This is a genomic window from Brenneria alni (assembly GCF_003666245.1).
In the GTDB taxonomy this organism is placed as follows: Bacteria; Pseudomonadota; Gammaproteobacteria; order Enterobacterales; family Enterobacteriaceae; genus Brenneria; species Brenneria alni.
Genome location: NZ_MJLZ01000004.1, coordinates 150079 through 174917, shown reverse-complemented (window position 1 = coordinate 174917; position 24839 = coordinate 150079). Strand labels below are relative to the sequence as shown.

Annotated in this window: 18 protein-coding genes; 9 read left to right on the top strand and 9 right to left on the bottom strand. The window is 49.9% G+C overall.

The window, feature by feature from the left end:
• The first annotated feature begins 139 nt into the window (after positions 1 to 139).
• The 3 genes from focA (at position 140) to pflA (ending at position 4366) form a co-directional block, all read left to right on the top strand.
• Complete coding sequence (gene focA, locus BIY29_RS03820; protein WP_121573818.1) at positions 140 to 997, top strand: formate transporter FocA; 858 nt, start codon at positions 140 to 142, stop codon at positions 995 to 997.
• A 57-nt stretch (positions 998 to 1054) separates the two neighbouring features.
• On the top strand, positions 1055 to 3340 hold the full coding sequence (gene pflB, locus BIY29_RS03815) for a formate C-acetyltransferase (RefSeq protein WP_121573817.1): 2286 nt from the start codon (positions 1055 to 1057) through the stop codon (positions 3338 to 3340).
• A gap of 285 nt (positions 3341 to 3625) precedes the next feature.
• Positions 3626 to 4366, top strand: a complete 741-nt coding sequence (gene pflA, locus BIY29_RS03810; protein ID WP_121573816.1) for a pyruvate formate lyase 1-activating protein — start codon at positions 3626 to 3628, stop codon at positions 4364 to 4366.
• A gap of 55 nt (positions 4367 to 4421) precedes the next feature.
• Here pflA and BIY29_RS03805 read toward each other — a convergent pair whose 3' ends face one another.
• Genes BIY29_RS03805 through BIY29_RS03795 form a run of 3 tightly spaced genes read right to left on the bottom strand, consistent with a single transcriptional unit; the run spans position 4422 to position 8458 of the window.
• Entirely contained in the window at positions 4422 to 5990 is a 1569-nt protein-coding gene (locus BIY29_RS03805) for a hydantoinase/oxoprolinase N-terminal domain-containing protein (protein WP_121573815.1), read from the bottom strand.
• 6 nt (positions 5991 to 5996) lie between these two features.
• On the bottom strand, positions 5997 to 7106 hold the full coding sequence (locus BIY29_RS03800; RefSeq protein ID WP_121573814.1) for a DUF917 domain-containing protein: 1110 nt from the start codon (positions 7104 to 7106) through the stop codon (positions 5997 to 5999).
• A 47-nt stretch (positions 7107 to 7153) separates the two neighbouring features.
• Positions 7154 to 8458 carry a cytosine permease gene (locus BIY29_RS03795; RefSeq protein ID WP_121573813.1) on the bottom strand — a complete coding sequence of 435 codons (1305 nt, stop codon included), beginning with the start codon at positions 8456 to 8458 and terminating at the stop codon, positions 7154 to 7156.
• A gap of 273 nt (positions 8459 to 8731) precedes the next feature.
• Here BIY29_RS03795 and BIY29_RS03790 point away from each other — a divergent pair, with 273 nt between their 5' ends.
• The gene (locus BIY29_RS03790; protein WP_121573812.1) at positions 8732 to 9655 is read left to right on the top strand and encodes a LysR family transcriptional regulator; all 924 of its coding nucleotides are present in this window, start codon (positions 8732 to 8734) and stop codon (positions 9653 to 9655) included.
• 2 nt (positions 9656 to 9657) lie between these two features.
• On the opposite strand, the gene BIY29_RS03785 is transcribed toward BIY29_RS03790, so the two are convergent.
• The 6 genes from BIY29_RS03785 to lrp all read right to left on the bottom strand — a co-directional run bounded on the left by BIY29_RS03785 (position 9658) and on the right by lrp (position 18412).
• A complete protein-coding gene (locus tag BIY29_RS03785) occupies positions 9658 to 10809 on the bottom strand; it encodes an MFS transporter (protein ID WP_121573811.1) in 1152 nt (383 codons plus the stop codon).
• Between the two features lie 320 nt (positions 10810 to 11129).
• Positions 11130 to 12425 (bottom strand): serine--tRNA ligase, encoded by a 1296-nt coding sequence (gene serS / locus BIY29_RS03780; protein WP_121573810.1) that lies wholly within the window; start codon positions 12423 to 12425, stop codon positions 11130 to 11132.
• Between the two features lie 106 nt (positions 12426 to 12531).
• Entirely contained in the window at positions 12532 to 13875 is a 1344-nt protein-coding gene (locus BIY29_RS03775) for a replication-associated recombination protein A (protein ID WP_121573809.1), read from the bottom strand.
• 7 nt (positions 13876 to 13882) lie between these two features.
• On the bottom strand, positions 13883 to 14494 hold the full coding sequence (gene lolA / locus BIY29_RS03770; RefSeq protein ID WP_121573829.1) for an outer membrane lipoprotein periplasmic chaperone LolA: 612 nt from the start codon (positions 14492 to 14494) through the stop codon (positions 13883 to 13885).
• Positions 14495 to 14669: 175 nt separating this feature from the next.
• A complete protein-coding gene (locus BIY29_RS03765) occupies positions 14670 to 17801 on the bottom strand; it encodes a DNA translocase FtsK 4TM domain-containing protein (protein WP_121573808.1) in 3132 nt (1043 codons plus the stop codon).
• 116 nt (positions 17802 to 17917) lie between these two features.
• Entirely contained in the window at positions 17918 to 18412 is a 495-nt protein-coding gene (lrp, locus tag BIY29_RS03760) for a leucine-responsive transcriptional regulator Lrp (RefSeq protein WP_121573807.1), read from the bottom strand.
• A 535-nt stretch (positions 18413 to 18947) separates the two neighbouring features.
• Here lrp and trxB point away from each other — a divergent pair.
• The 5 genes from trxB to infA all read left to right on the top strand — a co-directional run bounded on the left by trxB (position 18948) and on the right by infA (position 24739).
• Positions 18948 to 19910 (top strand): thioredoxin-disulfide reductase, encoded by a 963-nt coding sequence (gene trxB, locus BIY29_RS03755; RefSeq protein ID WP_121573806.1) that lies wholly within the window; start codon positions 18948 to 18950, stop codon positions 19908 to 19910.
• Between the two features lie 223 nt (positions 19911 to 20133).
• Positions 20134 to 21900, top strand: a complete 1767-nt coding sequence (gene cydD / locus BIY29_RS03750) for a heme ABC transporter permease/ATP-binding protein CydD (protein ID WP_121573805.1) — start codon at positions 20134 to 20136, stop codon at positions 21898 to 21900.
• A 22-nt stretch (positions 21901 to 21922) separates the two neighbouring features.
• Entirely contained in the window at positions 21923 to 23644 is a 1722-nt protein-coding gene (gene cydC / locus BIY29_RS03745) for a heme ABC transporter ATP-binding protein/permease CydC (RefSeq protein WP_121573828.1), read from the top strand.
• A 55-nt stretch (positions 23645 to 23699) separates the two neighbouring features.
• Positions 23700 to 24407 (top strand): leucyl/phenylalanyl-tRNA--protein transferase, encoded by a 708-nt coding sequence (aat, locus tag BIY29_RS03740; RefSeq protein WP_121573804.1) that lies wholly within the window; start codon positions 23700 to 23702, stop codon positions 24405 to 24407.
• Between the two features lie 113 nt (positions 24408 to 24520).
• A complete protein-coding gene (gene infA / locus BIY29_RS03735; protein ID WP_002211347.1) occupies positions 24521 to 24739 on the top strand; it encodes a translation initiation factor IF-1 in 219 nt (72 codons plus the stop codon).
• Positions 24740 to 24839 lie beyond the last annotated feature (100 nt).

Here is a 24839-nt window from a genome sequence, read left to right as displayed (position 1 = left end):
CAATAAGATAATATGCAAATATGGCCTTTTTCGTTCATGTATACAGGTGCTAATTTTGCGCAATATGATCCATGTCAAATTTTGCTTTATACTGCTTTGCTAGTATCTCAACGCTGATAAATTTTAAGAGAGAGTTAGTGTGAAAGCTGACAACCCCTTTACTCTACTGTTACCGGCCGCGATGGCGAAAGTCGCCGAAGATGCCGGTGTCTATAAAGCAACAAAGCAACCGTGGACCACGTTTTATTTAGCGATCACTGCGGGCGTTTTTATCTCGATTGCGTTTGTTTTTTATATTACATCCACGACCGGTACGTCGACGATACCTTTTGGTATCGCCAAACTTATCGGTGGTATCTGTTTCTCCCTGGGGTTAATGCTGGTCGTCGTTTGTGGCGCGGATTTATTTACTTCCACCGTACTGACTGTCATTGCCAAGGCCAGTGGACGTATTACCTGGAAGCAATTAGCCTTTAACTGGGTTAATGTCTATATCGGAAACTTATTTGGCGCACTTTTCTTTGTTGCGCTGATCTGGTTTTCCAGCGAACACATGGTCGCCAATGGCGCATGGGGACTCAACGTTCTGCAAACCGCTGAACACAAACTTGAGCACACGTTTGTGGAAGCTCTGTGCCTGGGGATTCTGGCAAATCTGATGGTGTGCCTGGCCGTGTGGATGAGCTATTCCGGTCGTACCCTGACAGACAAGATGTTTGCGATGATTTTACCGGTCGCCATGTTTGTCGCCTGTGGGTTTGAACACAGTATCGCCAATATGTTTATGATTCCAATGGGGATCGTAATCAAAAATTTCGCCGAGCCAGAATTCTGGCAGGCAATAGGAATGGCGCCCTCTCAGTTTGAACATTTAACCGTTAGCCATTTCATCACCGACAACCTGATTCCTGTCACGATAGGGAACATCATTGGTGGTGGCTTACTGGTAGGTTTAACATATTGGGTAATTTATTTGCGCGGCGGAGACAAGCACTAGGGTGCAATCAGCCGCAACGTCGGGTTTTAAAAAATCCATATCAAAGGTAGGTGTAAAATGACCGAGCTGAATGAAAAATTGGCCACCGCATGGCAAGGCTTTAGCAAAGGTGAATGGCAGAATGAAGTCAACGTTCGTGACTTCATTCAGAAAAACTACACGCCGTATGAAGGTGACGAATCTTTTCTGGCCGGCGCGACTCATGCGACCTCAGCGCTGTGGGACAGCGTGATGGAAGGTATCAAACAGGAAAACCGCACTCATGCCCCTGTTGATTTTGATACCCACGTTGCGGCGACCATCACTTCTCACGATGCTGGCTATATCAATAAAAGCCTGGAAAAAATCGTCGGTCTGCAAACAGAAGCGCCGCTAAAACGCGCTCTGATTCCGTTCGGCGGCATCAAAATGGTTGAAGGTTCATGTAAAGTTTATGGCCGTGAACTGGATCCACAGTTGAAAAAGATCTTTACTGAATACCGTAAAACGCATAATCAGGGCGTCTTCGACGTTTATACGCCTGACATTTTGCGCTGTCGTAAATCAGGGGTATTGACCGGTCTGCCTGATGCCTATGGCCGTGGCCGTATCATCGGTGACTACCGTCGCGTCGCGCTGTACGGTATTGATTACCTGATGAAAGACAAATTTGCCCAGTTCACTTCACTGCAATCCAAACTGGAAAATGGCGAAGAGCTGGAAGCCACCATCCGTCTGCGTGAAGAAATTGCCGATCAGCATCATGCTCTAAGCCAAATCAAAGAAATGGCAGCCAAATATGGTTGTGATATCTCCGGTCCGGCCACCAATGCGCAGGAAGCGGTACAGTGGACATACTTCGGCTATCTGGCTGCGGTGAAGTCTCAGAACGGCGCCGCCATGTCCTTTGGCCGTGTATCCACCTTCCTGGATGTCTACTTCGAGCGCGATCTTAAAGCCGGCAAACTTACCGAAGAAGACGCTCAGGAACTGATTGACCATCTGGTGATGAAACTGCGTATGGTTCGCTTCCTGCGTACGCCTGAATACGATGAACTGTTCTCCGGCGACCCGATCTGGGCAACAGAATCTCTGGCAGGTATGGGGCTTGACGGACGGACGCTGGTTACCAAAAACAGTTTCCGTTTCCTGAATACCCTATATACCATGGGGCCGTCACCAGAGCCGAACATGACCATTCTGTGGTCTGAAAGGTTGCCGCTGAACTTCAAAAAATACGCGGCAAAAGTCTCCATCGATACCTCTTCTCTGCAATATGAGAACGATGATCTGATGCGTCCTGACTTCAACAACGATGACTACGCCATTGCCTGTTGCGTAAGTCCGATGATTGTTGGCAAGCAAATGCAGTTCTTCGGCGCCCGTGCAAACCTGGCAAAAACCATGCTGTATGCCATCAACGGCGGCGTGGACGAAAAAATGAAAATGCAGGTTGGTCCGAAATCTGCGCCGATCAAAGGCGACGTTCTGGACTTCGACGAAGTGATGGAACGGATGGATCACTTCATGGACTGGCTGGCAAAACAGTATGTCACCGCACTGAACATCATTCACTACATGCACGACAAGTACAGCTATGAAGCCTCACTGATGGCGCTGCACGATCGTGATGTGTACCGGACGATGGCCTGTGGTATCGCGGGTCTGTCTGTTGCCGCCGACTCCCTGTCCGCCATCAAATACGCCAAAGTCAAACCAATCCGTGACGAAGAGGGCCTGGCTGTCGACTTTGACATTGAAGGCGAATATCCGCAGTTTGGTAACAACGACGCACGTGTCGACGAACTGGCCTGCGATCTGGTTGAACGTTTCATGAAGAAAATTCAGAAACTGACCACCTACCGTGGCGCAACACCGACTCAGTCTGTTCTGACCATCACCTCTAACGTGGTATATGGTAAGAAAACCGGTAATACGCCAGATGGACGCCGTGCCGGTGCGCCGTTCGGACCGGGCGCCAACCCAATGCATGGACGCGACCAGAAAGGTGCGGTTGCCTCTCTGACGTCAGTGGCGAAACTGCCGTTCGCCTATGCTAAAGACGGTATTTCTTATACTTTCTCCATCGTTCCGAATGCGTTGGGTAAAGATGATGATGTTCGTAAAGCTAACCTTGCGGGTCTGATGGACGGTTACTTCCACCATGAAGCGGCCAGCATTGAAGGCGGTCAGCATCTGAACGTCAACGTGATGAACCGTGAAATGCTGCTTGACGCTATGGAAAATCCGGAAAAATATCCGCAATTGACCATCCGCGTATCCGGCTATGCAGTGCGTTTCAACTCGCTGACCAAAGAACAACAGCAGGATGTAATTACCCGTACTTTCACGCAGTCGATCTAATTTCCCTGACTGTCTGAAAAGGCGTAAAATAAAGGCTCCACGTAAGTGGGGCCTTTTTCTCACTCCATATAGGGTTAAACCGCGGTATTAACATCGTACTAAATCTGTTTTGCCAGCCCGCTATATCGCGGCAATGTTGTGGATGGCTGGCAAAATAGATTCGACGCAGCATCAACCGGGTGGTGTGCGCTGTCCTCCCCTCGTTGACAGCTATCCCGCCTATTTTCTAATGACTGCGCCCACAAAGACCGCTATTGGTCGGTCAAACCTGGAGAACACCTCGCAATGTCAGTAATCGGTCGCATCCACTCTTTCGAATCCTGCGGTACTGTCGATGGCCCTGGAATTCGCTTTATCGTTTTCTTTCAAGGCTGTCTGATGCGCTGCCTGTACTGTCACAATCGGGATACCTGGGACACTCACGCCGGTAAGGAAATTACGGTAGAAGAGTTAATGAAAGAGGTAGTAACTTATCGCCATTTTATGAACGCGTCAGGCGGCGGTGTTACAGCCTCCGGCGGGGAAGCTATTCTACAGGCTGAATTTGTACGTGACTGGTTCCGCGCCTGCCGTGAGGAAGGCATCAATACTTGTCTGGATACCAACGGGTTTGTACGTCGTTATGATCCGGTAATTGATGAACTTCTGGATGTCAGCGATTTAGTGATGCTTGATCTGAAGCAGATGAATGATGATGTACACCAGAATCTGGTGGGCGTTTCTAATCATCGGACACTCGATTTTGCCCGCTATCTGGCAAAACGTAACCAACGTACCTGGATACGCTATGTTGTCGTCCCCGGCTGGTCAGATGATGATAAATCTGCGCATATGCTTGGTGAGTTCACTAAGGACATGTCGAACATCGAAAAAATCGAATTGCTTCCCTACCATGAACTCGGTAAGCACAAGTGGATAGCAATGGGTGAGGAGTACCAGCTAGATGGTGTGAAACCACCCAAAGCGGAGTCAATGGATCGCGTAAAATCCATTCTTGAAGGATACGGTCATAAAGTGATGTATTAATTCACGCACCGAAGACCAAACCGCCCATCAGTCTCACATGACTGATGGGCAGCCGTTATGCCAGCAGGCCTGCCGCTTTAATCTTCACCTGAACCGCATTTCCCGGCAAATAGGCCAGCGGGATCTCCTGATAGTCAATGATCACAACGCTGCCCACAAGCGCCCCCGTCTGCTCCGCCAGCGCAATGGTCTGCTGCTGCAAATCGAGCCTTATACGGTCGCGATCGTGTTCAGACATTTTGACTACCTTATCGGTCTGGGCTCCTACCAGCCCTAAAGCAACACCAACTGCATTAGCCGCATCAAAGTGCTGCGGGCGGATCACCGTACTGATACCGGAGAGCGTGTCAGGCAACAATATACTTCCGCCGCCGACTAATATGGCCGGAACACTGTCGACGGACGATTTCATGCGATCTATCGCCTCCTCAACCTGCTGAATCATTTTCTGGTACGTTTGCCAGCAAAATACCGGGTCCAGCTCAGGTAATGTCTGCGTAAGATCCGAAGGCCACCGGCTCGCATCTAACTGTAACATCACATCGCTTAAGGTTAGTGTGTTGCCGCCAAAGCTCAGACCTTTTTGTAAAAGACGATAGCCAACGCTATCAGGCCCCAGGGTGATGTTTCCAACCGGATCCCGCCGCACACAGGTGCCGCCGCCGATACCAATAGAGACGATATCCGGCATTCTGAAGTTAGTGCGAATGTCCCCCACTTCTACTGCAATTGCCGATTCTCGCGGAAAGCCATTTACCAACACTCCGATATCCGTCGTCGTACCGCCAACATCGATGATTAATGCATTGTCGAGCCCCGACAAATGGCAAGCTCCGCGAATAGAGTTGGTCGGGCCACAGGCCATCGTCAGGATGGGATACTGTTTGACCGTATTTTCAGACATCAGTGTCCCATCATTTTGTCCGAAAAAGGGGGTAGCTTTAATGCCTTGGTGTGATAACGCTTGTATAAAACCATCGACAAAGCGATGTGCGGTGCGCTGTAGCGCGGCGTTGAGAATAGTGGCATTTTCTCTTTCCAACAGGCCAATATTCCCTATTCGATATGACAGCGACAGGGAAACATCAGGTAAGGCGTCGCTAATCCAGTCAGCAACCCGTTGTTCCTGCGCACTATTCACCGGTGAGAACACCCCACAAATGGCTACGCTATCAACATTCCCACGCATTTTTTCACACGCAGCCATGACCTCATCAAACATAACGGCATGAATTTCCTTGCCGTCAAACTCATAACCACCATGAAGCTGATAAAAATGTGGGCCGAGAGTTTGGCGCCATTCATCGCTCCAGTCAAATAGAGGAGGAATGCCATCACTGCTGGGTAAACTCAGTCTTAAAAGCCCCACCCGATTCAACCCTTTTCGCTCTACAATCGCATTGGTGCATTGCGTAGTACCCAGCATGGCATAACGAATTTCTTGCGGTTGAATACCAGACAGTTCAACTACCTGTGAGATAGCCTGTCTAATACCGCTATAAATATCATCACTGGTGGGACACTTTGCCGTGGCGATACACCGAAGATCGGTATCCAAAATAGCGGCATCAGTGTTGGTGCCGCCGACATCAATGCCGAGGCGGTAATCATTTTTCCCGGACATAAGACCTCAGCGGTTCGCAAGCTGCTCTATCGGCACATACTGTACCGGATACCCAAAATAGCCCGGTCCGACAACCTCAAGTCCTTTAGTCGTTCGCCACTTTTCATTACACGGATAGGCAATGACCTCTACACGCTGGCCATAGCGCAGTTGCTCAGTAATGATGGGGTGCCCTGTTTCACTGTCTAGTATTGAAATCAAATCAGGCACAACAGCCAGCAGATTATCCTGAGTCGGCATCGCAGCCTCAGAGGAGCGATAAGCCAGCAAAAGCTCATTCTGAAAAAGCACGGTAAACATCTCGCCTTTCGAATGCCCCGTACCGCCAAGAACCACTTTTCCCCTGGCGAAACCTCCGGTGGTACGCCGGTCAACATCAATAATTTTGCCAGATGCAATGATGTGCGCATTTAATACTGAAAGTAAGGATTGAACCGCGTTACTTCCCGATTGATGAGCCAGCCGTAGGGTATTTCCAATATTTTCAGCTAGCGTCAGGGTTCCCTTAAGCGCGCTTTGCTTAAGCTGCCTGCCATTTAACGAGTAGTCGCACATGGCACAGGCAGCCCCCATTTGTTCAGTAATCGCTCTCGCCAGGCGTTCAGACCATATACCGTCTATAGGGTTAAGGATCACTGAATTCCCTTTCTCATCGGCCAGCGTATTGGGGGCCGAGGGTAAACCATCCAGGAAAAACGTTACCATCTGTGCTTCTGGAAAAGCTCGCCCCATTGCATCACAGTCAATAACGGGTAATCCTTTTTTTGCTGCAATGATGAAAGGTATTAGGGAGTTAATACCCCCGACCTCAATTGAAAATGTTCCGGCAGCAGACCGCGCTAACACTTGCTCCATCGTTTCAAATGCCAATACAATCTGGCGCGGAGAGATAATTTTTTCGACAGCAACGGTTGGCGCACCTACTGTGCTACATGGAATGAAAAGATCATCATCTTTTACATCATCCAAATTTAATATAGGAACTGGCATACCTTCCCGCAGTGCATGTTTTGCTATTAAAGAACCGATATGTGGATCACCGCCACCACCTGTACCGAGAATAGCCGCGCCCAGAGAAATATCATCAATCTTTTCATCATCAACATAACGGAGCATAATTTACCTAGTTGTTATGGCTATTACCCACAGTTGCCAACGATACGTTAGCTTCTCTGATGTGATATAAATTTATATAAGAAGATATAAGCCGCCATACTGATCAAAGCCCCGTCTAAAGCGGGAATAGTGCTGATGGTCAATACGCCTAAAAAATCGGGAGATGATAATAAACTCACTACACCACCACACATCCAAGCTATAGCTGCTGGGATATTAAGAGCTGAAGATTGAGATAGTGCTTGTTTCAAACTGGGAAGGTCAAAAAAGTAATATTCGACAAGATAAACACCAGCTATAGGTGAAATAAGCACACCGAGGAGTGATAAAAAGGTGGCAAAGTTATTAATCATGCCATTAAAGGACAGTATCAAGCCCACTACAGCCATAGATATGACCAAAACGGGGCGTGATAGTATTCTGATAACGACTGATAGCCCTAAAGATGCAGAAATGAGATTAGAACTGTTCGTTGTCCATTGTGCAAAGATCAACACAAAAATAGCCGATAGTCCTAGTCCTATACTGAAAAAAACCTCAACAAGATCATTACTGCCAACCATTTTGGTCAATACTAACGCAACAAGTATTGTTGAGCTGTTCCCCAGAAAAAAACCTATCCCTGCTCCCAATATTGCATCTTTCTGGGTTTTAGCATAACGGGCAATATCCGGGGACATCACCGCAGCAACAATCCAGATAGAGACAACATAGGAGATGGCCGAGCCTAAACTGATAGGTGATTTAATTACCATCAAGGGTGGAGGAGAATGACTTGTGGCAGCCAGCACAATGCCCGTGACAATTAATATCAGCATAAGCGGCACACTGAATATGCTTAACTTTCCCAGCGCCCTGACTCCCCAAATAGCGGTAAACGTCATTAACACCATACCGAATAAAAGTATGGGTAAGCGACCGGGATCTAATTGATAGTGCATTAATGCTTTTTGCAGCATAACGCCGAAGAAATCGAGCTGAAACGCAAACCATCCAATCAGGGAAATCGCGGAGAAAATACCAATCAATTTACCGCCGAGACGGCCAAATACAGAAATGCTGAGTAATGTGGTGGACAGCCCGCAGCCATATCCGACGTTAGCACATAATGCCGCCAGTATTCCCAACAGAGCTGAACCAATAAGCGTAGCACTGACCGCCTGTGTGAAAGGCAAGCCGGAACTTAAAAAAGCGCCGAGAAATAAACCTGAAATATCAATACCAATCGCCAGCCATATCAGGGCAATAACATACCAGCGTTTGCGGGCCTCGGGCGGTACGGGTTCATATTCATAGTCATAGATTTGCCGCGCCTCAGGTTCATCTACCGATACAACATCCCCTTGGGACATATGTCCTCCATTAAATAACCAGCTAATAATTACCTTGCCTTTGTTATATTTTATAGCGGTTAGGTGATGCCGTATAGAAAAATGGCACGACCAAATAATTGGCCGTGCCATTTTTTATGAGAGGAACCCCGGTGTGACGCATAAAACCACGTTTTCTTGTGGAACTCACATTAGTATGTGACGTGCATATAAGATAAATGGGAATTATATTGATTAATACGGATATATTATGATGTTAACATTTAAATATGTTATGTATTCAAAGGGACGGCTATGCGCTTAGATAAACTGGAGATTCGTTGGTTAAAACTGTTCTGTAAAATAGTAGAAAAACAAGGAATTACCAACGCCCAGACCGCGACAGGGTTAAGCCAACCCGTGCTCAGTCACTACCTTTCGCGGCTTGAAGACACACTGGGTCTGGTACTCTGTGAACGGGGCCGGGGTGGTTTCGCCCTGACAACCGAAGGTGAAGTTGTCTATCAGGAAGCAAAGTCCGTTATAGCCACACTGGATGATTTTGCCAATCGATTAGCGAGAATTAAGCATCAGCTCATTGGTACAGTAAGATTGGGATGTTTGGATAACATAGCTACCCATCCTAACAACGTGGTGTCAGAAGCGATCTCCAAACTTTATAACCAAAGTCCAGAAGTCAATGTAGAACTTGAGATCACAGAGTACATTCCCCTGATGGAGCGTTTAAAAAATAACAATATTGATATCGTTCTCAGTGCATTACCCGACGATATCCCTGCAGATATCTATTATCAGCCTGTTTTTATAGAACATAGTTTTTTCTACTCAACAGCAGAAGATGCTAAAAAAATTGAACAAGAATGGAGAACTGGAAAACTTAATCCGCGAAGGTTACTGATTGGAGGACACGCTTTCAATGAAATATGCAAACAGTTGGGGCCAGTTGCAAAACAGGGATTTCATCAAACCGCCTGGCATCTTGAAGGAAGTTTATTGCTTCTGTTGGCTGGCACACATATTGGCTTTCTTCCTGACCATTACACAGCCCCATGGATAGAAAAGGGAAAACTTGCCGCTATCGCTCCTCAAGAACTCAAGCTGACCAGTATTTTTTATCTAATCAGAAATGCCAAACAGCGGCTAAGTCCTGTTGCAGAGGCATTGTGGAACAATATGGTCGACGCTGGCCAGAGTTCACTTGCCAGCGTACAGTCATAGATTCAGGCCGCCGCTAACGGCGTCGGATGATGATCGGCCTTCTTCAACAAGATAGCCAGATAACACAATGAAACCACGGCAATCAGCACAAATAACAACCGATCTGAATACGTTTGCATCAATACCGCCGCCAGACCAGGCCCACATAGGCTACCCAGCGTGTAACTCAGCAACAGCGCCTGGTTCATGGCGACTAATTCATCGGGACGAACCTTTTCACATGCCCATGACATGGCGACGGGATAAAGCGTAAAGCCTGCACATCCCAACACAAACAATGCGGGAGCCAAGGCATAATTGCTGATACTCAACATGGCAAGACAGCCGACAATAACCGCAAAAACCAGCACCCGCAGTACCAGCAGGCGACCATACCGGTCGGCCATTCGCCCTACCGGCCACTGACCGACAATACCCGCACTAATCAGCAGCGCCATCCAGTATCCTACTCGCGCATCACTCATTCCCTGATGGGAAAGATAAAGCGGCATTAACCCGTACAGCGAACCCAGAATAACACCGGAAATAACACAACCGTGAACGCCTAAACGGGCGCTACGATATTTAAGCATCCGCCATACATTGATGTTTTGCTCCTGCCCTATTGGCACAGGAATAGGGGTAAACAGTAACGGCAATATTGACAGAATAACCAGCGCCGCAACCCAGGGTAAAATACTCAATAACGCCGTTGGCAAAACACCAAGCGATAACTGACCAATTACGCTGCCAAGATAATATGCCATCATGTATGAGGCTAAAAGCTGCCCCCTCTGGGAGGGTGTACCACTGCAAAGCAACGCACTTTCCACAACAACCCAAATTAATGCGCAACCCATCCCCGCCAAAAAACGCCAGAATAACCAACTCCAGAAATCAACAGAAATTCCCAGCCCAATGGTTGCTATTCCAAATAACACTGCGGCGCAGTAATAACCGCGATTAAATCCATAAAGCCTGATTAACCTGCCGGCAAATAATGTCCCGGCCAGATTCCCGGTGAAATAAGACGATCCTACAAGTCCGACCTGCCAGACAGGAAGCTGCTGATAATTAAGCCAAAGTGGCACCAAAGTATTCAGCACGGCAATACAGACCGTCAGCAGCAAAAGGCCGCAGAGCAGTAAGAGCACTGGGCGAGTGTATGCAGGCATAGTGAAATGGATAACCAGACAACCGAAAAAAGAGTGAGCGCATCATGCCACCGCGTATTTAAAAGTCAATCCAGCCAGAACGGGATAAATACACTTATCTTTCCGTTGATTTAAATAATTAATCAATCAAAAAATCAAATGTGTAAATAGCTGGATGGGATAATGTCTATCACCATGATTTTAAATAAATTTAGTGGCGGAATATCACCAAAGCCAACATATTGAGTTGTAAAAAATGTTTTTTTGATTAAAAAATATTGCCGTGTCACAGAATTAAAAAAGCGCCATCCGGCGCTTTTTTATGAAACAAACAAAACCAATCAACCAATAAATTCCAGTCCGCCCATATAAGGTCGCAAAACTTCGGGAATGGCAACCCGGCCATCGGCCTGCTGATAGTTCTCCAACACCGCCACCAGCGTGCGACCTACTGCCAATCCTGAGCCATTCAAGGTATGAACCAGACGGGTTTTCTTATCCGTCTTGCTGCGGCAACGGGTTTGCATACGTCTGGCCTGAAAATCCCACATGTTGGAACAGGAAGAAATCTCACGATAGGTATCCTGAGCAGGTAACCACACTTCCAGGTCATAGGTTTTGCTGGAACCAAATCCCATGTCCCCGGTGCACAACAGAACCTTACGGTACGGCAGTTTCAGCAATTGCAATACGGTTTCAGCATGGGTGGTTAATTCCTCCAGCGCCTGCATCGACTCTTCCGGGCGAACAATCTGTACCAGTTCGACTTTGTCAAACTGATGCATCCGGATCAAACCACGGGTATCACGGCCATAGGAACCCGCTTCCGAGCGGAAACATGGCGTATGAGCCGTCATTTTCAGCGGTAGCGACGCTTCTTCCAGAATTTCATCACGCACCAGATTAGTCAGCGGAACCTCTGCTGTAGGGATCAAGGCGTAGTTGCTGGCATCCGCCTCTTCGCTTAACGGTTTGGTATGAAACAGATCTTCGCCAAATTTAGGGAGCTGACCGGTACCATAGAGGGTCGCATGGTTGACCAGATAAGGAACATACGCTTCCTGATAGCCGTGCTGCTCGGTATGCAGATCCAGCATAAACTGAGAGAGTGCACGATGCAGACGGGCAATCGACCCTTTCATCACAACAAAACGTGCGCCAGCTAATTTTGCACCGGCGGCGAAATCAACGCCGTCGACCATCTCACCAAGCTCCACATGGTCACGTACTGGGAAATCAAACTTGCGGGGTTCTCCCCAACGGCTAACTTCTTTATTATCTCGCTCGTCTTTACCCAAAGGAACGGAGTCATCCGGCAAATTGGGGATAGCCAACGCTAAATCGCGGATTTCATTTTGCAGTTGGTCCAGTTCTGCTTTAGTAGCATCCAGTTTCTCGCCCAACACGTTCACTTCGCGGCGCAATGGCTCGATATCTTCACCACGGGATTTTGCAGCGCCAATCTCTTTCGATCGGGAATTACGTTCTGCCTGTAGATTTTCAGTTTCTACCTGTAAAACTTTACGACGTTCTTCCTGCTTGCGAAGGGTGTCAACATCCAGTTTAAAACCTCTACGAGCCTGTAGTTTTTCGGCTACTGCGTCTAGCTCATTACGCAGCAAATTGGGATCGATCATGCTAATCCTATGCTTATGATTATCAAATGAAATATTGTCGTACACAGCACATCTTGCGCTGCCGTGTGCCAGAAATTATCCCGTTAACCTTACCGCAACGCTTAGTTCAGCGGTAGCGTTTTGTCGGGCTATTTTGATCCTGGGCAGCTAGCCAGGCGAGCTTTTCGCCAATTTTACCCTCAAGGCCACGCGACGACGGTGTATAATACTGCGTAGATGCCATTTCGGGTGGGAAATAGTTCTCTCCTGCCGCATATGCGTTGGGTTCATTATGGGCATAACGATATTCCGCTCCCAGACCCATTTCTTTCATCAGGCGGGTTGGGGCATTGCGCAGATGCTCAGGGACATCATAATCCGGTTTTTCTCGTGCATCATGCATAGCGGCCTGAAATGCAGTGTAAACCGCGTTACTTTTCGCTGCACAGGCCAGATAAACAATCGCCTGTGCAATAGCGCGCTCACCTTCCGCCGGACCAACACGGGTAAAGCAGTCCCAGGCAGCGATAGCAACCTGCATCCCCCGAGGGTCGGCATTACCGACATCCTCAGACGCAATAGCCAGCAAACGGCGGGCAACGTAGAGCGGATCGCCTCCCGCAGTAATGATCCGCGCATACCAATACAACGCCGCATCTGGCGCTGAACCTCTCACCGACTTATGCAGCGCTGAGATCAGGTCATAATAACGATCGCCTTTGTTATCAAAACGGGCGCTGCGTTCGCCGGAGACTTCCTTAAGCAGGGCTGGCGTTAAAGTACGAATGCCCTGCGCATCGACCTCAGCCATGTCTGCCATCATTTCCAGACTATTCAGCGCCCTGCGGGCATCTCCATTGACTAACTCGGCCAGCATCCGCCGGGTATCATCAGGCAATACGACATTTTGCCCGCCGTATCCCCGCTGACTGTCATTCATCGCCTGTTGCAGCACTTGCTCAATATCTTCCGCAGTTAGCGCTTTTAGCAAATACACACGAGCGCGGGATAACAATGCTGAGTTGAGTTCGAAAGAAGGATTTTCAGTAGTCGCGCCGATGAAGGTGATCGTTCCATCTTCAATGTGCGGTAAAAACGCATCCTGTTGGCTTTTATTGAAGCGGTGGACTTCATCAACAAATAAAATCGTTCGACGCCCGGCTTGACGGTTTTGTCTCGCCCGTTCGATCGCTTCGCGAATTTCTTTTATTCCCGACGTGACAGCCGAAATCCGCTCAACGTCCGCGTGTCCACAATGGCCGATTAATTCCGCCAGCGTAGTTTTCCCTGTCCCTGGCGGCCCCCAAAGGATCATGGAATGGAGCTGCCCGGCCTCAATCGCTCGCGGTAAAGGCTTGCCTGCGCCCAGCAGGTGCTGTTGACCAATATACTGCGCCAACGTTGCCGGCCGCATACGTGCAGCCAGTGGCTGAAACTCATTGCGGGAAAAATCAAGTGACAGATTACTCACCCTGACCTCACTGACGCTGATCGTCCAACGCCACACCTTTCGGTGGAGTAAAAGTAAATTTCGCTGAATCAACCGCACTGTTTTGCTGATTCTTCAGCACATAGATACTACGCTGCCCATCCTGCTCGGTCGCCGTGAATTTTTTAATGGTGCCGCTAGTGGTTACGCTGATCGCAAATTGTTTGAGATTGCCATTGGCGGACTTTGGCGTCAGCTCAAAGTCGTCGCCTTTTTGGATCACGTTGTATTGACGCCAGTCACTGGCGTCATTGCGGGTAATCAGCATAAACGGCGTATTGCCTGTCGCATCTTTTAACCAGGTAGCCGTAACCTGCTCAACAAATGGGTTGTAAAACCAAAGCGTTTTTCCGTCGGACACCAATACGCTCTCGTCCGGCGAGGTGGTTTGCCAGTTAAATAAGTTAGGCCGTTTCAGCCACAATTCGCCTTCGCCTTCCTGTACTGCCGCACCATCAGCACTCGTTACCGTCTGGCTGAAACTGGCATGAAAACTATTTACTTTACTAAGCCGACCTTGCAAATCACTGGCAGCGTCAGCCCATACCAGGGTTGATGTTATTCCCGACATCAAACAACAGGCCACTAACCATTTTTTCATCATACAAAAATCCTTTGAATTTTCTGACATCACAGCCATTGTTGTGAAGAAATCAGACTCTCTGCGTGGCTAATACTTTAGCTGAACCCACTCAGACAGAGATAGGTGAATTGTCTGCTAATTGCGGCTCTTACGCTTCTTTGCACAAGGGCTGCAACCGCAGCCCTTGATATATTTACTCCATTGGTGGTGGAGCCAGCACCTCACGGTTACCGTTATGACCAGGAGAACTGACGATGCCCTGCGCTTCCATCTGCTCCACTATGCGCGCAGCACGATTGTAGCCAATGCGGAACTGGCGCTGCACACCGGAGATAGATGCCCGACGTTTGTCCACCACAAAGGCAACCGCCTGATCAAATAAGGGATCAAGCTCTTCATCGCCATCCAGACCCAGGCTGCCCCCTTCGCCGTCATCACCGCCGCTGACGATATTGTCGATATATTGAGGCCGCCCGCGTGCTTTCCAATCCTGCACCACGGCATGAACTTCCTGATCACGAACAAATGCGCCATGCACTCGCACCGGTATTGATGAGTTGGGCGCCATATACAGCATATCCCCCATCCCCAGTAATGATTCGGCGCCGCCTTGATCAAGAATAGTCCGCGAGTCAATCTTACTGGATACCGTAAACGCGATACGAGTCGGAATATTCGCCTTGATCAAGCCGGTTATCACATCCACTGACGGCCTTTGCGTGGCCAACACCAGGTGAATACCTGCCGCACGGGCTTTCTGCGCCAGTCGGGCGATAAGTTCTTCAACTTTCTTGCCCACCGCCATCATCAAATCAGCAAATTCATCCACCATAACGACGATATAAGGCAATTTTTCCAGAACCGGTGGCGTCATGTCCATACTGTCGCCCGGCTTCCAGAACGGATCGGGAATAGGGCGCCCCATCGCATTCGCCTCCATGACCCGCTCGTTATATCCAGACAGGTTACGGACCCCAAGTGCTGACATCAGCTTATAACGGCGCTCCATTTCACCGACACACCAGCGCAATGCATTAGCCGCATCTTTCATATCGGTGACCACTTCCGTTAACAGATGCGGAATACCTTCATAGACAGACAGCTCCAGCATTTTCGGGTCGATCATGATAAAGCGCACTTCTTCCGGCGTCGCCTTATACAACATGCTGATGATCATGGCGTTGACGCCGACGGATTTGCCTGAGCCGGTCGTACCGGCCACCAGTAAGTGGGGCATTTTCGCCAGATCGGCAACCACAGGCTGCCCGGCGATATCTTTACCCAGCACGATGGCCAGTGGCGAAGGATTATCACGGAATTTGGCGCAATCGAGCACTTCCCGCAGATAAACGGTTTGACGATGCTTGTTAGGCAATTCCAGCCCCACATAAGGTTTGCCCGGAATAACTTCCACAATACGTACCGCAACAACTGACAGCGAACGCGCCAGATCGCGTGATAAATTAGAGATACGCGCCGCTTTCACGCCCGGCGCCAAATCCAACTCAAAGCGGGTAATTACCGGCCCGGGATAGTGATCGACTACGTCCGCTTTTACCCGATAATCCCCCAGACGAGCCTCAATCAGACGTGCAGTTTGCTCGAGCGCAAAATCATCTACCGGCGCTTCACTTACCGGCGGCGACGTCAATAAATCCAGCGTTGGCAAAGGCGTCGTCGGTTTTTGCAGCGGCTGCTCGTTACGCATCAGGAACGGATGAATCAGACTATCCATTATTGGCTGACGGATGGGCGCCGCAGGCTCTTCATCAGACAAAGCAGTATGGTTCGGCGCCGGTTCGTGCTGGTCTGAGGGCGCTTGATCCACGTCGCCATAACGGGATTGCTGCTGCGCAGCAAAATCTTTAGCCAGTTGCGCCTGTAGTAACGCGTTTTCATCCTCTTCCTGCTGAAGAGCGTCTTCGCCATAACGCTGACGCTGCTGTTGGATATACTCCTGCTGTAACGCGGCTTCCTGCTGCGCAATATCATCCAGAGACGCATCATCATGCGTCGTACCGTTGTTAACCGTGTCTTCCTGCACGTGCGACGCTCTGGCCTGTTGTTCAGCCAGGCGCTGTGATGGCAATTTAATGCCATACGAGGCCAGTTCGCGGCGAGTTGGAATACGCACCGGGTTTGGGCGGGGTAATTCCGGCCCTACCCCCTGTTTTACCTGCGAATTGTTTTCATCATCAGTACTGAAGGCCGGCATAAAAGTATTAGTGGCCTTAAATGCCGCCGCCATTCCCTCTGGCGTATCAGCCTGCCCACTCTGGGAGCTCCGATCAATAGGATGGATGATCTGCGGTTGCGCAATCGGCGGGATATCCGCGCTACCATAAGGATGATACGCCCCCGCACGGCTATCAGGATCGGCAACGGTATCCGGCACTTCAAAAGAATACAGAGGCGGATTGAGCGTTGAGGCGGCATCAATTTGCTGCCGGACGGCAGTTTGTTCCGGCGCAACCTGCTGATCAGTCTGCTGCCTTTCCATTGCCGGCGAAATCATTGGTGACGAATCTGATGCCGCCGGGGTGGGCAATTGCTGCTCCCTCTCCTGCTCCACTGGGTTCGCCTCTTCAGGCTCGCCGGTTATCGGCGGTGCTGAAAATAATGCGTCATTCTCACTATCTGCTGACGCTTCAGACGAATCCCGGTTATCGGCGGTGTCAAGAGACAACGGTTCAGGCCCGCTATCGCTACGCGAGCGATTAGACATAAATGTCAGACAGCCCATTACCGCCGCACCTATTTTTTCGGCGATCGTCAACCATGACCAACCGCTAAACAGCGTCAGACCTGCTGCCCAGACGCACAATAAGATCAACGTCGCGCCCATGCTGTTAAACCGGGGAACCATAGCGCTGCTTAACAGGCTGCCTAATACACCGCCGGAGGCAAAATAGTAGAGGTCGTCAATATTCAACGCCGCCAGACCACATGAGGTCAGAATTAACGCCAGAGTCCCGATCAAGCGTAACGAAAAGGTAAAATAGTCCACCGAGTTCTGGTTATCACGCTGACGAAAAGCCGACCAGCACAGACACAGCATAATCGGGGGAATGGCATAGGCCAGCACGCCAAAAATAAAAAACAGGGTGTCAGCCAGCCAGGCGCCCGCCACACCACCAACGTTGTGGATAGGTTCATGCCACGCGGTTTGCGACCAACTGGGATCCGAAGGGCTAAAACTGAGTAATGCGACACTAAGATAAACAGCAAAAAGCGCCACTACGATCAAAATCGCTTCAAGTAAACGGCGGGCACCACTGAGTTTTCTCAGGGTAATATCTTTATCTTCTGTATATTCCTGGCTCAAGCGTCTCTCCAGGGGCCTGTAAAGGTTTATGACAAAGCGCCGAGGAAAACCCGGCGCTGAAACTGTATAAATTCACAGGAGTGTAGCTGAATTTATCGGGTTTTGCACCCATGCATTCATCGGGTCTTAATGACCAAACGATTGCTTTGTTTAACTTCTTCCATCACGACATAGGTGCGGGTGTCGTTCACGCCCGGCAGCCGCAGCAGCGTCTCGCCCAACAGCTTACGATAGGCGGACATATCCGGTACGCGGGTTTTCAACAGGTAGTCAAAATCGCCGGAAACCAGATGACACTCCTGAATTTCTTCAAGTTTTTGAACTGCCGAATTAAACTGCTCAAACACATCAGGCGCACCACGATTTAGCGTTATCTCAACGAAAACCAGTAGTGATGCATCCAGATAATGCGGATTCAACAGTGCGGTATAGCCATTAATAAAGCCCTGTCGTTCCAGACGACGTACGCGTTCCAGGCAGGGCGTCGGAGATAATCCCACCCGTTTGGAAAGCTCGACATTAGAAATACGCCCGTCTTTTTGTAATTCGTTCAGGATGTTGCGATCGATACGATCGAGATCTTTTCCTGGCCGTTTTTTAGAATCTACCATTATTATTGTCTCTCTCACTCTTCCCTGCACCTGCTACACTCCGACCAACTTCAATGTATCAGAGCCGCCCTAAAGAAGATCCGCTGCCTATTTTTTGTATATCAAACGTCATTTCCCTTTCGCCGCTATCTGTCATCGCTATGCACTATACATGGGTAAAATTGTCAAACCAGGCAAAAACGAATTATCCGTGGCCCAATGACCAGCCAGACAAGCGGCGAATAAAAAGCCGAGCTTTTGACTATTCGCATACAAAAAATTTCCTCTTACCCAGATGTTTTCGCAAAAGCACAGCGGATTGTCAAAGTAAAACAACTAAAATCAGAAGAAAGTACCAGATTGATTAAAGCAAAGCGGTATTCTGAAGCGTTCTTAGTCATTTTTCTTATGAATGTCGCTGATCTATCAGCAGTTTATGGGGGACATAGTCATTAACGATTAAACAAATAGCTAACAACTTCGCCACACACTTTTTTTACTCAGATAATTTACTTACAATCACATTTCTTGTCCGTCATCGTGAAATGAGGAACGCATGAGTACCGTTAAACACCATAAGTTATTGATTCTGGGTTCAGGGCCAGCTGGATACACAGCCGCAGTTTATGCTGCACGGGCTAATTTACATCCGGTACTCATTACCGGCATGGAGAAAGGCGGTCAATTAACGACCACGACCGAAGTAGAAAACTGGCCAGGTGACGCAGAGGATTTAACGGGACCTCTGTTGATGGAGCGGATGCAGGCCCATGCAGAAAAATTCAATACCGAGATAGTATTCGACCATATTCAGCGTGTCGATTTGCAAAACCGTCCTTTTCGTCTTTTTGGCGACAGCGATGAATACACCTGTGATGCGCTGATTATCGCAACCGGCGCTTCCGCCCGCTATTTAGGCCTGCCCTCCGAGGAAGCCTTCAAGGGTAAGGGGGTATCTGCCTGCGCCACTTGCGACGGTTTCTTCTATCGCAATCAGAAAGTTGCCGTAGTGGGCGGAGGCAACACCGCCGTTGAGGAAGCGCTGTATTTATCCAATATTGCGGCTGAAGTGCATCTGATTCACCGCCGCGACAGCTTTCGTTCAGAAAAAATCCTGATCGACCGTCTGATGGATAAAGTGAAAAACGGCAATATTATTCTGCATACCGACCGTACGCTTGATGAAGTCCTCGGCGACCAGATGGGCGTAACCGGTGTACGCCTGCGAGATCCCCGTACAGATGCGACCGAAGAGCTGGAACTGGCTGGCGTATTTATCGCCATCGGTCATAGCCCTAACACTGCCGTGTTTGGCGGTCAGCTCGAACTGGAGAATGGCTATATCAAGGTACAGTCGGGTATCCACGGTAATGCGACCCAAACCAGTATTCCCGGCGTCTTTGCTGCCGGTGATGTTATGGATCACATTTATCGTCAGGCCATCACCTCTGCCGGTACTGGCTGCATGGCGGCGCTTGATGCCGAACGCTATCTGGATGGGTTAACCCCCGCCAACTAACACGCTTTTGCCATCCGGGGCGAACGCTGCCCCGGATAGATATGTCCCCCCCCTGCTTTATCACTCAAAAATTGATCATCTCCCGCCTTTTCGTTTGCAGAGTGATTTTGTCGAGGTAACATGACGGCATTCTGAGCACAGGACGGCAACATTGTTAAATAACGGTTATATAGACGTTATTTTTTATTAGCGTTCTTCCATACAAATAACGACCTGGTATCTGATGAAAAAAACCAGACAGCAAGAACTCACGCATTGGCTAAAACAACAAAGCACGCTGGCGCAGCGCTGGTTGCGACTTTCACTGCTGCTCGGTTTTCTGAGTGGAGTTCTGATTATTGCGCAGGCATGGCTATTAGCTTCGCTGCTACATGCCTTGATTATGGATCATACGCCGCGTGATTCCTTGCTCTCGCCCTTTCTGCTGCTTGTCGCCACGTTTGTTCTGCGGGCATTAAATAGCCTGCTGCGGGAGCGGGTGGGTTTTATGTGCGGGCAGGCTGTACGGCAACAAATCCGTAAGCTGGTGTTAGACAGACTACAGCAGTTAGGCCCGGCCTGGGTTCAGGGGAAACCGGCGGGAAGCTGGGCTACCATGATTCTGGAACAGGTTGAAGATATGCAGGATTACTATTCCCGCTATCTTCCCCAGATGTATCTTGCTGCACTGATCCCGCTGCTTATTCTGATCGCAATCTTTCCAATCAATTGGGCCGCAGGTCTTATTCTGTTGCTGACCGCTCCCCTGATTCCACTCTTTATGGCGCTGGTGGGCATGGGGGCAGCCGATGCCAACCGTCGTAATTTTCTGGCGTTGGCGCGTTTGAGCGGACATTTTCTCGATCGTCTGCGCGGATTAGAGACCCTGCGTCTGTTTAATCGGGGTGATGCGGAAACGGAACAAATCAGCAACGCTTCCGAAGACTTTCGTATCCGCACGATGGAAGTGCTGCGCATGGCTTTCCTATCCTCCGGCGTACTGGAATTTTTCGCCTCTATTTCTATCGCTGTAGTAGCGGTTTACTTTGGTTTTTCGTATCTGGGAGAGCTGAATTTCGGTCATTACGGTATGGGCGTTACACTGTTTGCCGGGTTTCTGGTGTTGATTCTGGCGCCTGAATTCTTCCAGCCATTGCGCGATCTCGGCACGTTTTACCACGCCAAAGCTCAGGCTGTCGGCGCCGCAGAATCATTGGTGACGTTTCTGGCGGCGGAAGGCGAAACCGTCGGTTCTGGAGAGCATGAATTCAGCAGTGATGGCGCCATTGAAATCCGTGCTAACGATCTGATCATTCTGGCGCCTGATGGTACGCCGCTGACTCAGCCATTGACGTTCACCGTGGGGGCGGGCAAACGTATCGCGCTGGTTGGCATCAGCGGCGCGGGAAAAAGCTCTCTGCTGAATGCGCTGCTTGGTTTCTTGCCTTACCGCGGTTCCCTGACCGTTAACCGCATCGAGCTGAATACGCTCTCACCTGAATCGTGGCGCAAGCAGTTAAGCTGGGTGGGACAAAACCCTCATCTGCCGGAACAAAGCCTGCGGGCCAATATCTTGCTGGGAAAACCGCAGGCCACCGACAATGAATTGCAACAAGCCATTGAACGGGCGTATGTACATGAATTCCTGCCTCAACTGCCACAGGGTTTAGATACCCCCATTGGCGATGGCGCGGCACGTCTTTCAGTGGGACAGGCCCAACGCGTCGCGGTGGCCCGTGCGCTTATTAATCCCTGCCACCTGCTGCTGCTCGATGAACCGGCGGCCAGCCTGGATGCACACAGTGAACAGCGGGTCATGGGGGCGTTAAATGAGGCGGCGCGTAATCAGACCACACTCTTAGTCACGCATCAATTGAATGACACCATCGATTACGACGCCATTTGGGTGATGAGTCATGGTCAGTTAGTGCAGCAGGGTGATTATCAGGCACTCAGCACACAATCCGGCGCCTTTGCTGAACTGATGGCACAACGCCAGGGAGAGTTATGATATGTCGCCGCAAATAAAAGCAATGCAGGTTTTAAAACCCTTTCTGGCACTCTATCGCCGTCATATCTGGCGCTTGAGTCTGGGCGTCATTTTAGCCATCGTGACGCTGTTGGCCAGCATCGGGCTGCTTGCGTTGTCCGGCTGGTTTCTGGCCGGGGCGGCATTGGCAGGTGTCGCCGGATTATACTCCTTTAACTATATGCTGCCCGCAGCAGGGGTGAGAGGCGCGGCCATTGCCCGAACCGCAGGCCGTTACGCCGAAAGGCTGGTCAGCCATGATGCGACGTTCCGCGTTCTGCAACACCTGCGCGTATTTACCTTTTCTCGTATCCTGCCCCTTTCTCCCGGCGGTATCGCAAGGTTTCGCCAAGCTGACCTGCTGAACCGGCTGGTCGCCGATGTCGATACGCTCGACCATTTATACCTGCGTGTTATTTCTCCGATTGTCAGCGCACTGCTGGTTATTCTGATCGTCACTTATGGTTTAAGCTGGCTGGACGTTTCGCTGGCGCTGATATTGTGCGCCATCATGCTGTCCCTGTTACTGCTTCTGCCAGTGCTGTTTTATCGGGCAGGGCAGCCTATCGGGCAGGAACTGACGGCTTTACGGGCGCAATATCGTATCCAGTTGACAGGCTGGCTACAGGGGCAGGCGGAACTGACCGTCTTTGGCGCGCTATCAGCCTCGCGTCAGCAATTGGCGCAGTTAGAAATACGCTGGCTGGCGCGTCAACAGCAGCAGGCTACTCTGACGGGCCTGTCTCAGGCGCTGATGATTTTGTGTAGTGGGCTGACCGTCACCCTGATGTTATGGCTGGCCGCGACAGGCGTTGGCGAAAACACGCAGCCCGGCGCGTTGATTGCCCTATTCGTCTTTGCCGCGCTGGCCGCCTTTGAAGCGCTGGCACCGGTAGCAGGCGCGTTCCAGCATATGGGGCAGGTCATCGCATCTGCCGCCCGTGTTGATCAGATCATCCGCCAGCCGACGGAGATTACCTTCCCGGAGCAAGGCCCGCCGGTGGCACAGGCGGCCTCGCTTGATTTAGATAGCGTCAGCTTCACCTACCCGGATCAACCCTTGCCCGTCCTGAGTGATATCTCGCTCAATATCCGTGCTGGCGAGCATCTGGCGCTGCTTGGACGTACCGGATGTGGTAAATCCACCCTGCTGCAACTGCTTACCCGCGCATGGGACTGTGAACAGGGTGAAATAGCGTTGAACGGTTTTCCATTATCTTCATGGCGTGAGGATGATCTGCGCAGCATGATGAGCGTCGTGCCACAGCGTGTTCATATTTTTAGCGCTACGTTACGCGATAATCTGTTACTGGCCGCTCCCGCCGCCCGTGATGAACAGCTAGTGACGGTGTTGCAACAGGTCGGTTTGGATAAGCTATTGGAGAATGAAGGGCTGAATGCCTGGCTTGGTGAAGGCGGACGCCAGCTCTCGGGTGGCGAACAGCGTCGTATCGGCCTTGCGCGGGCTTTGTTGCCGGCGGCTCCGCTGGTATTACTGGATGAGCCAACCGAAGGATTGGATGCTGAAACCGAACAGCGCATTTTACAATTACTGCGCCAGCACTGTGCAGGAAAAACGCTGATTGTGATTACTCATCGGCTGTATGCGTTAGAATCAATGGATCGTATTTGTGTAATGGACGGCGGTCAGATAATCGAACAGGGGAATCATCAAGCATTAATGTCCCGGCAGGGGCGTTACTGGCAATTTCATCAGCACATTTAATTTATAGCATGGCGTATCATGCGCAAGCCATTGTTTACCCTACACCCGGACGATTATGCAACTGTACCAGCTTTCACCCGACTCTCTTCGCTTTCCAGACCCGATTAATGCATTGGATGAGCCAAATGGATTATTGGCGATAGGCGGCGATCTTTCTCCTGCCCGGCTGCGGGCGGCTTATCAGCAGGGGATATTTCCCTGGTATTCCCCCGGCGAACCTATTTTATGGTGGTCGCCTAATCCGCGGGCGGTATTATTGCCGGGAGCATTTCATATCAGTCGCAGCATGAAGAAATTTCTGCGTAAGCACGATTTTCAGGTAACGCTCAACCACGCATTTAATGACGTGATTACCGCTTGTGCCGATGAACGGGACGGCGGAACCTGGATCAGTCCGGACATTATTTTGGCTTATAGTGAACTTCATCAGTCAGGACAAGCACATTCTGTCGAAGTGTGGCAGAATGGCACGCTTGTTGGCGGATTGTATGGTATTTCGCAAGGTAGGTTGTTCTGCGGCGAGTCAATGTTCAGCCGTGCCGATAATGCATCTAAATACGCTTTGCTGACATTTCAACAACATTTTATTCGTCATGGTGGTTATCTGATCGACTGTCAGGTGCTTAACACACATACCGCCTCCCTGGGAGTATGTGAAATCCCCCGTGATCGCTTTTTGCAGTTTCTTTTTCAGTTGCGGGATAACCCGATGGCTGATGGCTGTTGGTGGCCGCAAACGCTAGCCCAACCAATGCCACAATAGACAACAGCAGTTGATAAATAGTACTCAGTTTATGAACGCTCCTTTACATAATGTGGGTTTTTCGGCATTATCTTGCCGGTTAAAAACAAAGGTAGTTAGACCTAGAGGATTCGATGGCCAAAGAAGACAATATTGAAATGCAAGGCACCGTGCTTGATACGCTGCCCAATACCATGTTCCGCGTTGAATTGGAAAACGGGCACGTGGTTACCGCTCATATCTCCGGTAAAATGCGTAAAAACTATATCCGCATCCTGACGGGTGACAAAGTCACTGTAGAGCTGACCCCGTACGACCTGAGCAAAGGCCGCATTGTCTTCCGTAGCCGTTAACCGGCTCACCCATCGCTGACATAACGCGATATCCGAGGATGTTCCACCTCTGCTGCCCTTTCCGTAATCGGCAAGGGCTTTTGTGTTTGGGCTATTGATA